9 protein-coding genes are annotated in these 12314 nt (G+C 63.5%); 7 read left to right on the top strand and 2 right to left on the bottom strand.

The window, feature by feature from the left end:
* Positions 1-216 precede the first annotated feature (216 nt).
* Positions 217-360, bottom strand: a complete 144-nt coding sequence (locus ABMA32_RS13520) for a hypothetical protein (protein WP_349014268.1) — start codon at positions 358-360, stop codon at positions 217-219.
* A 247-nt stretch (positions 361-607) separates the two neighbouring features.
* On the opposite strand from ABMA32_RS13520, the gene ABMA32_RS13515 reads away from it, so the two are divergent.
* The 7 genes from ABMA32_RS13515 (at position 608) to phoB (ending at position 11048) form a co-directional block, all read left to right on the top strand.
* Positions 608-4309, top strand: coding sequence for a PAS domain-containing protein (locus tag ABMA32_RS13515; RefSeq protein WP_349014267.1), 3702 nt, complete (start codon positions 608-610; stop codon positions 4307-4309).
* Between the two features lie 463 nt (positions 4310-4772).
* On the top strand, positions 4773-5795 hold the full coding sequence (locus tag ABMA32_RS13510; RefSeq protein WP_349014266.1) for a substrate-binding domain-containing protein: 1023 nt from the start codon (positions 4773-4775) through the stop codon (positions 5793-5795).
* 142 nt (positions 5796-5937) lie between these two features.
* Positions 5938-7311 (top strand): phosphate ABC transporter permease subunit PstC, encoded by a 1374-nt coding sequence (pstC, locus tag ABMA32_RS13505; protein ID WP_349014265.1) that lies wholly within the window; start codon positions 5938-5940, stop codon positions 7309-7311.
* Between the two features lie 2 nt (positions 7312-7313).
* Positions 7314-8699, top strand: coding sequence for a phosphate ABC transporter permease PstA (gene pstA / locus ABMA32_RS13500; RefSeq protein WP_349014264.1), 1386 nt, complete (start codon positions 7314-7316; stop codon positions 8697-8699).
* 64 nt (positions 8700-8763) lie between these two features.
* Positions 8764-9579, top strand: coding sequence for a phosphate ABC transporter ATP-binding protein PstB (pstB, locus tag ABMA32_RS13495; protein WP_349014743.1), 816 nt, complete (start codon positions 8764-8766; stop codon positions 9577-9579).
* Positions 9580-9625: 46 nt separating this feature from the next.
* Entirely contained in the window at positions 9626-10333 is a 708-nt protein-coding gene (gene phoU / locus ABMA32_RS13490) for a phosphate signaling complex protein PhoU (RefSeq protein ID WP_349014263.1), read from the top strand.
* A gap of 25 nt (positions 10334-10358) precedes the next feature.
* Entirely contained in the window at positions 10359-11048 is a 690-nt protein-coding gene (phoB, locus tag ABMA32_RS13485; protein WP_292765895.1) for a phosphate regulon transcriptional regulator PhoB, read from the top strand.
* A 14-nt stretch (positions 11049-11062) separates the two neighbouring features.
* Here the strand turns inward: phoB and ABMA32_RS13480 are convergent, their stop codons facing one another.
* Positions 11063-12304 (bottom strand): ROK family protein, encoded by a 1242-nt coding sequence (locus ABMA32_RS13480; protein WP_349014262.1) that lies wholly within the window; start codon positions 12302-12304, stop codon positions 11063-11065.
* Between the last annotated feature and the right edge of the window lie 10 nt (positions 12305-12314).

The raw sequence follows: 12314 nt of genomic DNA, 5'->3' as shown, positions 1-12314 counted from the left end.
GTAAGGACAGCCTCAATAAAGTCGCGCGAATCCTGCTGCATGGTGCCGCAGATGTAAGCTACACGATGACGCAGTGTCGATGTAAGGAAGGTGTGCGTTCACGGTACTTGACGCGTATCCGCGACCCTTGGCGGCGGCAATTGCCGAGGCCCGAGGTTTTGCGGTCGAGCGATCAGGCTCGCGGCGTGACCTTGGTCAGTAGGCTGGATGGTTGGATCAAAATCCGAAAAACGTCTTGGCGATCACGTAGGCCGCTCCCACAAGGAATGCCGGGAAAAGAAGATCGACGCGCCAGCTGGTCGCCTTTGCGGCCTCGCCGATCCGATCGCCTGATCCGGAAAGTTCAAGTCCCTTTCTCATCGCAACGCTCCCGGCCTGAAACATGGTGACGTTACGATAGCAGACCCGACGCACCCTGCAGGCAATGATGAACCGTTGGTTACTTTTGAGGTAACGGCTCGTTAACCATCTTGCCCCGCGCACGGGCACCGCGCGTGGAAAAGCCAGCGGCGCGGGCAAAGTTATGGTTAGTCAATCCTTAATGCTTCTCCCGCACATTCCCCGGAGGAGGCTGTGGCAGGAGGCGCCCAGCCGCGGGTGGAACGGCATGGCGGACAGGCAGGAGACGCAGCGCGGCGCATCGGCACGTTCATTCGTGCGTGTCAGGGGCGTTGCGACATGCGACGCGCGCGAGTTTTCCTGCCGCGATCTCCTTGAACTCGCACAAGCCGGAAGCGACTGGATCTGGGAGACCGATGCCGAGCTTCGCTTCTCCTGGCTGTCGGAAAACTATGAGGAGCAGACGGGTATCCCGCCTCAGGACGTGCTGGGCCGCCTGCGATTCGATTTTCTCGATCACGGACCCGACGAGAGCAAGAAGGCGCAGGCCCATCTCGACGATCTCCAGTCGAGGCGTCCGTTCCGCGATTTCGTCTACGAGTTGAAGAAGGGTCAGCCGGATTGCCGTTGGGTTTCGGTCACCGGCTTTCCGCGGTTCAGCGCGACGGGCGCGTTCCTCGGCTATCGCGGTGTCGGGCGCAACATAACCGCCCTGGTTGCGCCGTTTGAGGCAGCGCTCGAACGGTCCCGGCTTGCCGAGTCGGTCCTCCACTCGGTCAGCGATCCAATTTTCGTCAAGGACGAGCAGCTTTGCTTCACCTTCGTCAACAAGGCGTTTGCCTCGATGTTCGGCAAGTCGCCGGAGGCGATGATTGGTCGCCATGCCGCGAACTTCCTGCCGCCAGACAAGGTGGCTGAGTTTGAGCCTTCCGAACGGCGGGTGCTCCATTCTGGGGGGCCCTTCGAGGTCGAGGAGGACTTCGAACAGGGCGGTTCGGTCCGTTCCCGCGTGGTGCGAAGACATCGCGTCGATCTGGAAAGCGGCCGCCGCTACGTAGCCTGCTTTGTCTTTGACGTAACCGAGAGGAAACGCCGCGAGACCGAGGTGGAAGAAGCCCGGCGTATCCTTGCGGACGTGCTGGAATCGCTGCCCGCCGCCGTCGTCATCTACGATCGCAACGATCGCTTCGTCCTCGCCAACCGCAAGCTGCAGGACTCCCTACCCGGTCTTGAGCCGATCTGGCAGCCGGGTCTCACCTTCCGAGAAGCAATCGCGCGTGGTCGCGACCTCGGCTACTTCCGCTCCAGCGGCGATGCGGACATCGACAGTCTGTATGATGCCGATCCCGACGCCTGGATCGACGCCTATATGGGGCACCATCGCAAGCCGCACGGCATGTACGAGCGCCGCAATCCCGACGGCCGCTGGTATCAGGTGTTCGATACGCGCACCGACGACGGCGCGTTCATCGGCGTGCGGGTGGACATCACGGAAATAAAGGAGCGCGAGCGGGCATTGCGACGTTCGATGCGCAAGACCGAGCTTTATCGTCATGTGCTGGATGAGTTGCCCGTCGCCGCTTACGTAAAGTCCGAAGATCTGAGCTTCGAGTTCGTGAACAAGGCCTGGACGGACCTCACCGGCATTTCCAAGGAGCAGGCGTCCGGCAGGACCGACCGCGATTTCTTTGCGGCAGACGGTCTCGGTTTCGCGGAACGCGACATGGACGTCCTGCGCACGGGCGTCGCCAACGAAATGGAAGAGTCGCTGACACAAGCGGGCGGTTCGCGCCGGCAATTGATTGCCCGCAAGAGCCGCCTCGTCGCCAGTGACGGATCGGTGCATCTGATCGGCTCCAGCACCGACATCACCGAGGTCAAGGAGCGCGAGGAGAAGCTTAAGGAAAGCCAGCGCGAGAACGAGATATTCCGCAGCCTCATCGACAATGTCCCGGTCGCCATCTACGCCAAGCGCGAGGACCTGAAACTCTTCTACGTCAACAAGTACTGGTCGCAGCTTACCGGCGTTTCGGGCGAGGATGCGATCGGCAGGACGGACGCCGAGGTGTCGGGCGACGACGGCCTCGCATTCATGGAAGCCGATCGTACCATCCTGCGGACCGGCGAAAGCCTGGAGATGGAGGAAATCGTCAACGCTCCGGACGGTGGCGTCCGCTACCAGATGGCGCGCAAGAGTTCGTTGCTGGCCTCCGACGGTACGCTCTATCTGTTGGGCTCGACCATCGACATCACCGACCAGAAGGAACGCGAGCAACAGCTTGAGGAAGCGCAGCGCCGCGCGGTGCTTGCCGACCGCGCCAAGTCCGAGTTCCTGGCCAATATGAGCCACGAGATCAGGACGCCGATGAATGGTGTGCTCGGTATGGCGGAGCTTCTCGCGCGTTCGGACCTCGACCCCAAGCAGAAGACGTTCACCGAAATCATCGTGAAGTCGGGCAATGCGCTGCTCACGATCATCAATGACATCCTCGACTTCTCCAAGATCGACGCCGGTCAGCTCGTGCTCGATCCGGCGCCCTTCTCGCTGACCGAAGCGATCGAGGACGTGGCGACACTGGTCTCGACGCGCGCCAAGGAAAAGGACCTGGAACTGATCGTCCGCGTCCAGCCGGGGTTGGGAGATACGTTTATCGGCGATGTCGGCCGGATCAGGCAGATTGTCACCAACCTGATCGGTAACGCCGTGAAATTCACCGATTCAGGCCATGTGCTCGTCGATGTCAGCGGCGAGCCGGCCGAACACGGCATGCAAATGCGTATTTCGGTCGCCGATACGGGAATCGGCATTCCAGCCGACAAGCTGGCGTCCGTCTTCGAGAAGTTCAGCCAGGTCGATGCCTCGTCCACCCGGCGGCATGAGGGGACCGGCCTTGGCCTCGCCATCACGTCGCGGCTCGTCGCCCTGATGGGCGGTGAGGTTGGCGTGGAGAGCGTCGAGGGCGAAGGCTCCACCTTCTGGTTCAGCGTGACGCTGCCCCAGGCCGGAGCGCCGCGCTCGCGCATCACGCCTTCGGACGTCACCGGTTCGCGCATTCTCATTGTGGACGACAATCAGGTGAACCGCGCCATTCTTCTGGAACAGATGGCATCGTGGACCTTCGACGCCTGCGCGGCCGAAGGCGGCGCGGAAGGGCTGAAAGTCCTCACGGCTGCGGCCGATCTCGGCATATCGGTGGACTGCATTGTGCTCGACTATCAGATGCCGGGCATGACGGGTGGCGAGATGGCGCGCCTTGTCCGCTCGACGCCTGGCATCGCCGACACGCCGATCGTCATGCTGACTTCCGTCGACCAGTCGCTTTCGGGGCCGTTCTATCGCGATCTGTCGATCGACGCCCAGCTCACCAAGCCGGCGCGCTCGTCGCTGCTTCTCGAAACCGTCGTCGCGGCAATCCAGAAGCGGCGTTCTCCCGGGCATGAAGCCGCACCGGCGGATTCAAAGCCGGCTCCCGTTCGTGACGCTGACGACAGGGCGACACGCGCGCCCGTCCCGATGCGCCCGCGTCGGTCGGTCGCCCGCGACAGCTTGCCGGAGGGTGGCCACAGGGTCGATATCCTCGTCGCCGAGGACAATGAGGTCAACCAGCTCGTTTTCACGCAGATCCTGGGCGAAACAGGCTACAGCTTCGAGATCGTCGGCAACGGCCGCCTTGCACTACAGGCCTTCGGCGAGATGAACCCGCGCATCATCCTCATGGACGTGTCCATGCCGGAGATGAGCGGTCTGGAAGCGACGGCGGCGATCCGGGCATCGGAAAGCGAGAGCGACCGGCGAGTACCCGTCATCGGCGTCACCGCGCATGCGCTGAAAGGCGATCGCGAACGCTGCCTGGCCGCCGGCATGGACGACTATCTTTCCAAGCCGATCAGCCCGAAAGCGCTGGCCGAAATGGTCGAACGCTGGATGGCGGCTTCCCGAGGCGAGAATCGCGCGACTGCCCAGAAATAGGGCAGCTTGCTATGGTGCGATCGCACCATAGCTCCCCGTTCGGCCCGGATATTAACCATGTATCCAGGTTCCGTTTTGGTTCCACGGACGGGAAGAGCGGCCGCCGAGAAAACACGGTGTCATATCCCCAACGGGACATCGTTCGGTGTGTCCGGCCAGTATCGATGCTGGCAGGAGGCTTCGCCTCCCGTCCGGTTTTTTTCTTCCACACAGCTGTCTTAAGCCTGCTGGCAGTCCCAACGGCCGTTCTGACATAAGCCGCGCGCGCAAGGCGTTGGCAGCGCTGGCATAAGCGCCGGTCGGCCATGTCCCCGCCTTTGCTTAGCCGGCGGTATTCCCCCGTTCGCGTTATGGGACTGACATCAAAGTGTCATCCAACTGTAATAGTCGGCGGCTATTGGGCTCACCGGGCGCTGATTGATCGCGCCTCGACAACGGGATTTCCGACCAGGAGTAGGCACCCATGAAGAAGATCATGCTTTCGACGGCCGCGCTTGCGGTTGTCTTCGCGGGCCATGCATATGCGCAGTCGCGTGACACCATCCAGATCGCAGGCTCGTCGACGGTGCTTCCGTTCGCGAGCATCGTGGCCGAGGAATTCGGCAATGCGTTCCCCGACTTCAAGGCTCCCGTCGTCGGTTCCGGCGGCACGGGTGGCGGCCTCAAGCAGTTCTGCGAAGGCGTCGGCGAGAACACCATCGACATCGCCAATGCCTCGCGCGCCATCAAGGAAGACGAGATCAAAACCTGCACCGACAACGGGGTGAAGGACATCCGCGAAGTCCGCTTCGGCTACGACGGCATCGTCTTCGCGACTTCGGCCAGCCAGGGCGATTTTGCGCTGCAGCCGGTGCATGTGTTCAAGGCGGTCGCGGCCGAAGTTCCGGTCGATGGCAAAATGGTCGCCAACCCCTACAAGACCTGGGACCAGATCGACGCCTCGCTGCCCAAGCAGGAAATCAACGTCGCCATCCCCGGGTCCAACCACGGCACCCGGGAAGTCTTCCAGGAGAAGGTCATCAACGCAGGCTGCAAGGAAGCTGGCCTGCCCGAGATGGACAAGGAAGCGATGAAAAAGGCCTGCGAGACCTTCCGTCAGGACGTCGTTGTCGAGATCGCCGGCGATTACACCGAGACGCTCGCCCGCCTGCAGGCCAACCCGGCCACCGTCGGCGTGTTCGGCCTGTCCTTCTACGACCAGAACAAGGACAAGCTGAAGGTCGCGACCGTGAACGGGGTCACCCCGTCGCTCGAGACCGTCGCCAGCGGCGACTATCCGGTTTCGCGCCCGCTTTTCTTCTACGTTAAGGGCGAGCACATCGGCACCATCCCGGGCCTGGCCGAGTACACCGAGTTCTTCCTGTCCGACGGAATCTCGGGCAATGGCGGCACGCTTGAGACCGCCGGCCTGATCCCTCAGCCCGACGCTGACCGCGCCGCGGTCCTGGAGGCCTTCAAGGAAGGCAAGACCGTCGGCACCAATTGATCGACATGGAATGGGGCGGCGTCCTGCGCTGCCCCATCCTCTTGAGTTTCGCTGAGCACGGCTTGTCGGGGAGCCGGCTCGGCCTTGCGGCATGGGGATTGCCGCGCAGGTTTCATTGCGCCCGGTTCGGAGCGTCGCTGCCGTGAACAGTCTTGTCGTCGTCCTGTTTCTGCTCGCCCTGTTGTCGGTGGGCTATCAGGTTGGCCTGACGCGGGGGCGTGCCGTCGCCGCGACGGCGCAGCGCACGATGCACTCGCGCCCCAACTACCACGGGCTGATGGTTGCGCTGTGGTGCGCGATCCCGGCCGTCGTGGTGCTGCTCGCCTGGGCGCTCTTCTCCGACAGCATTGCGCTCAGCCACGCACAGTCCTTCCTCCCGCCGGAGCTCGTTGCCGGTGACCCAGCCGCGCTACGCGATACGATGCGCCGCGTCGAGCAGATCGCCAGCGGCTTCGGCGTTGTCGGCGACGTGCAGCCATACGAGCTTGCCGCCGGCGAGGCCCTGCGTTCCTTCCGCATCACGAGTTTCTGGGCGATGATGGTCGCCGCCGCGCTGCTTGGCCTGCTTGGTCTCCTGTTTATGGCCCGCCGCATCGCGCCGAGGCTGAGGGCCCGCAATGAGTTCGAGGGTGCGGTGCGCATCCTTCTCATCGCCTGTTCCGGCGTGGCCATCCTCACTACGGTCGGCATCGTCGCCTCGCTCCTGTCCGAGGCGCTGCGCTTCTTTACATTTGTCAGCCCGATCGACTTCTTCTTCGGGACAGTCTGGAACCCCGGCTTCACCACAACGGGCGAGGCAGGTGGACAATACGGTCTGCTGCCGCTGCTCTGGGGCACGATCATGGTCAGCGCCATCGCCATGGCGGTGGCCATCCCGGTCGGCCTGCTGTCGGCGATCTACATGGCCGAGTATGCCGATCCGCGCGTCCGCGCCGTTGCCAAGCCCATCATCGAGATTCTCGCCGGCATCCCGTCGGTCATCTACGGCGTCTTCGCGCTGATCACGCTCGGGCCGCTGCTCAGCGACCTCGGCGCCCTCGTCGGCATCCAGATTCGCGCCACCAGTGCGCTGACGGCCGGCATCGCCATGGGCCTGATGATCGTCCCCTTCGTCTCGTCTCTCTCCGACGACATCATCACCCAGGTGCCGCGCGCCATGCGTGACGGCTCGCTCGGCATCGGCGCAACCAAATCCGAGACGATCCGCAAGGTCGTGCTCCCGGCAGCGCTTCCCGGCATCGTCGGTGCCTTCATGTTGGCGATCAGCAAGGCGTTCGGCGAGACCATGATCGTGGTGCTCGCGGCCGGTAACGCGCCTGTCCTGCGCTTCAACCCCTTTGACGCCATCTCGACGGTCACCGTCTCGATCGTCAACCAGCTCACCGGCGACACCAACTTTGCCAGCCCGCAGGCACTGGTCGCCTTCGCACTTGGCCTGACGCTCTTCGTCATGACGCTGATCCTCAACGTCATCGCCCTCTACGTCGTCCGCAAGTATCGGGAGCAGTACGAATAGCCATGGCAAACGTGGATACAGCCTCGATGATACCCGGCCGCACACCCGGCGTGGAAAGCAACCAGGACCGGCTCGCCCGCATCCAGAAGGGACTGCGCCGCCGCCGCGCCGCCGAAATGCGCTTTCGCGCCTACGGCGCAGGCGCCGTGGCGCTTGCCGTCGGTTTCGTCATCTTCCTTTTCGGCTCGATCCTGATCCAAGGCATTCCAGCCTTCTGGCAGCCAGCGGCCAACCTGAAGGTCACCTTCGATCCTGCCCTCATCAAGGTCGATCCCAAGCCCGTGCAGCAGCCGGGCCAGTCCGAAGCTGAGTTCCGCCGCGCCACGCTCGACTGGGAGCGCGCCGTGACGATGGTCAACTGGAATCGCGTCATCGAGAACGCGGTGCGCGAGGCCGCGCCCAATGTCGAATTCACCGCGAAGGACGTGCAGGCCTTCGTGTCGCCCAACCAGCGCTTCGTGCTGCGTGACATGTTCGTCAGGGATCCGGGCTTGTTCGGCCAGACGGTCGAAGTCGAGCTACTGCTTTCGGCCAATGTCGACAACTGGCTAAAGGGCAACATCGACCGCTCGCTCGCGGACGACCGCCAGCAGCTTTCGCCCGGCGCGCGCGCTCTGGCCGACACGCTCTATGCGGACGGCACAGTGCGCATGATCTTCTCCTACGTGTTGTTCACCAACGCGGACTCGCGCGCCGCTCCGGCCGAGGCCGGTCTGCTTGGCGCCTTCATCGGTTCGCTCTACATGATGCTGATCGTGATTATCCTCGCGGTGCCGATCGGTGTCGCCGCTGCGATCTACCTCGAGGAATTCGCGCCGAAGAACAAGCTCACCGACCTGATCGAGGTCAACATCAACAATCTCGCTGCGGTGCCTTCGATCGTGTTCGGTCTGCTCGGAGCGGCGGTCTTCATCGGTTATTTCCGTATGCCGCTGTCTGCTCCGGTTGTCGGCGGTCTGGTGCTGGTCCTGATGACGCTGCCCACGATCATCATCGCCACGCGCAATGCGCTCAAGGCGGTGTCGCCGTCGATCCGGCAGGCCGCACTCGGCCTTGGCGCATCGAAGACGCAGATGGTGTTTCATCACGTCCTGCCAATCACCTATCCGGGCATCATGACCGCCACCATCATCGGCGTGGCGCAGGCCATCGGCGAGACCGCGCCGCTGCTGCTGATCGGCATGAACGCCTTTGTCGCCACCCTACCGGCCACGCCGCTCGACCAGTCGACCGCGTTGCCGGTTCAGATCTTCCTCTGGGAAGGCAACGAGAACCGCAACTTCTTCGAGCCGCGCACCGCCGCGGCCATCATCATCCTTCTGGCCGTCATGCTCATCCTGAACGCGGCTGCGATCTACCTGCGCTCGCGCTTCGAGCGGCGGCAGTAGGACCATGGAGAACCCGACAATGACAGCGATGACCGCAACCGAAGTCGAGGCCGCAGTGGCGCGCATGCAGCCGGCGCAGTCCGGAGCCTTCTCCACCGTCCGTACGCCGGATGCGCATCCGCGCCCGGTCCGCGTGAAAGCGGAAGACGTGCGCGTCTTCTACGGACCCAAGCAGGCGCTCTTCAATGTCTCGATCGACATTCCCGAAAAGGCGGTAACCGCGTTCATCGGCCCGTCGGGCTGCGGAAAGTCGACCTTCCTGCGCTGCATCAACCGCATGAACGACACGATCGAAGGCGCACGCATCGAAGGCAAGATTTCCCTCGACGGCAACGACCTCTACGATCCGAAACTCGACGTGGTGGAACTGCGCGCCCGCATCGGGATGGTTTTCCAGAAGCCGAACCCGTTCCCGAAGACGATCTTCGAGAACGTCGCCTATGGCCCGCGCATCCACGGCCTGGCGCGCAACAAGACCGATCTCGAGGAGATCGTGGTGACCAGCCTCAAGAAGGCGTCGCTGTTCGAGGAAGTGAAGGATCGCCTGCACGAAGTCGGCACCGGCCTTTCCGGCGGCCAGCAGCAGCGGCTGTGCATCGCGCGCACCATCGCGGTGTCGCCGGAAGTGATCCTGATGGACGAGCCTTGCTCGGCCCTCGACCCGATCGCCACGGCCAAGGTCGAGGAACTGATCGACGAGCTCAGGGAGAACTACACGATCGTGATCGTGACGCACTCCATGCAGCAGGCCGCGCGCGTTTCGCAGCGTACCGCGTTCTTCCATCTCGGCGTGCTGGTCGAGGAAGGCCCGACCGACCTGATCTTCACCAGCCCGAACGAGAAGCGCACCCAGGACTACATCACCGGCCGCTTCGGCTGAGCCGAACCGTCGTCGCAGAACACCCGGAACCCGAAAGGCTCCTCCCATGGGCGAACACACCGTTACCTCCTTCGACGAGGAACTCGACCACATCCAGCGGCTGGTTCGCGATATGAGCGACCTCGCTGGCTCGATGGTCGGCGATGCGATCCGCGCGCTTTTGGCTTCCGACAATGCGCTGGCGCAGCGCGTTATCTCCGACGACGTCATCATGGACGCCCGCCAGCGTGAGCTCGACGACCGCTCGATCGCGTTGATCGCGAAGCGCCAGCCCATGGCGCAGGATTTGCGCGCAGTGGTCGGCGCCATCCGCATGGCCGGCGACCTCGAACGGATTGGCGATCTCGCCAAAAACGTTGCCAAGCGGGTCAGTGCCGTCGGCCATGGCGCGACGCCGCGCAACCTCGCCTATGGCATCGAGGACATGTCGCAACTGGTGCTGGATCAGGTTCGCCGCGTCATAGATCGTTATGCCGACCGCGACGCGGAAGGCCTGCGCGCGCTACGCGCCGACGACGAGAAGGTCGACGTGAAATACACGGCGGTCTTCCGCGAGTTGCTGACCTACATGATGGAAGACCCGCGCAACATCACGGCGTGCACACATCTGCTGTTCTGCGCCAAGAATCTGGAGCGGATCGGCGACCATGTGACGAACATCGCCGAAAATGCATACTATGTGGTGACGGGCGAACAGTTGCCGGTCAATCGCCCTAAGATTGACGAGACGCAGCTCTCGGCTCTGGCGGAATAAGGCCCGGACGGCAGGAGATCGACGGATGATTGCGCCGAAGATCATGGTGGTGGAAGACGAGGAGCCGCTCGGCGTGCTCCTGCGCTACAACCTCGAAGCCGAAGGCTATCAGGTCGAGATCGTTACGCGCGGCGACGAGGCCGAGGTCAGGTTGCAGGAACATGTGCCCGACCTCCTCGTGCTCGACTGGATGATCCCCGGCATTTCCGGAATCGAACTTTGCCGTAGGCTGCGTATGCGTCCCGAAACGCAGCGCCTGCCGGTCATCATGCTGACCGCGCGCGGCGAGGAGAGCGACCGCGTGCGCGGCCTTTCCACCGGCGCGGATGACTATCTGGTCAAGCCTTTCTCGACGCCCGAATTCATGGCGCGCGTGCGGGCGCTGCTGCGCCGCGCCAAGCCGGAAGTGCTCTCGTCCGTCCTCAAGGTCGGCGACATCATGCTCGATCGTGAGGCGCACCGCGTCTATCGCAAGAAGAATGAGATCCGGCTCGGCCCGACCGAGTTCCGCCTGCTCGAATTCATGATGCGCCATCCCGGCCGTGTCTTCTCGCGCAGCCAATTGCTCGACAATGTCTGGGGCGAGACGATCTATATCGACGAGCGCACCGTGGACGTGCACGTCGGCCGCCTGCGCAAGGCCGTCAACACCGGCCGCATGCCCGACGTGATCCGCACGATCCGCGGCGCGGGTTACGCGATCCGCGAGGACTGATCGTAAGGTCCTGCCTATGCGATGTCCGCTTGCAGAAGCGGGGACGCGGGATAGCCATCGGCAAAGATCTCCTGGTCGACATAGGTCAGCGCGCGCATGGCGCAGCCCTGCCTGATCAGCGGCAACTCGTCCGGGATCGTGTCGAACGCGATCGCGTCCGAGTGCTGGCCCCCTGCCGTTTCGGCGATCGCTGCGCGGATTGCCGGCTCCAGCAGGTCGAAGGCCGCAGCACCAGCGCCGACGAAGGCGATCGGAGCCGGGTCGATCAGCGCGAACAGGCTGCCGATGCCGTAGCCGATCGCCGTGCCTGCCTTGCGATAGGCTTCGCGTTCCGGCCCCTCGGCCGCGCGTGCCCGCTCGGCCAGTTGCTTCATGTCCTCGGGCTGTACGCCGTCTTCCGGTGTCGAGAGTTCGCTCTTGCCCTGCGCGTTGCGCCAGATCGCGTAGTCGCCAGCATAGGCTTCGATGCACCCGCGGCGGCCGCAACGGCAGAGCGCCCCGTCCGGACGGTGGATAACGTGACCGAACTCGCCTCCGGAAGATCGCGTTCCGGTGAAAAGGTTTCCTTTCAGCACCAACCCCATGCCGATACCGTGCGACAGCAGGATGGCGATGAAATCGGCGCGGTAGCGCGCCGGATCGCGCCAGCGAAGCGCCACCGCCATCATGTTGCAGTCGTTCTCGACTGTCGTCGGTATGCCGAGCTTGCGCTCCAGTATCTCGGCGAAGGGTACATCCTTGTGAGGCGTTATCGGTGACCAGAGCATGGTGCGCGCGTCTGCGTCGGTGATGCCCTGTATGGCGAGCACGATGCGCAGGGGGCGGGCGCGTCCCTCCATCCCGGCCGTCAGCCGGCAAAGCATCGCCACCAGTTCGGCAATCAGGTCGTCGCGCGAGATCGTCGCCGTCGCCAGCGTGCGGCTTTCCTCGGCGATGAGACCTCCCGAATAATTGATCGTCGCCGCTGACAGCTCGTTCAGCGACAGCACGGCGACGATGACCGTCGCGGCTTCGGGATTGAGCGACAGGCCCACCTGCGGCCTGCCGCGGCGGGCGTTGGCATGTTCGCCGGCCTTTGCCTCCGCCAGGATTCCTTCGTCGATCAGATCGGCTGAAATGGCAGATATGGTGGAATGGCTAAGCCTGGTAGTAGAGGCAATTTCGGTGCGCGACGGCTGGCCGGCGCGTCGCACGGCCGCGATCACAAGCCCGCGATTGCGACGCCGCAGATCGTCATGGCGTATTCCAGCCGTCATTTGCCTGTAC

Origin of the sequence: Mesorhizobium quangtriensis (assembly GCF_040081925.1) — a bacterium.
Lineage (GTDB): Bacteria > Pseudomonadota > Alphaproteobacteria > Rhizobiales > Rhizobiaceae > Mesorhizobium_K > Mesorhizobium_K quangtriensis.
The sequence above is the reverse complement of the archived record's forward strand: the minus strand, read 5'-3'. Positions and strand labels throughout refer to the sequence as shown.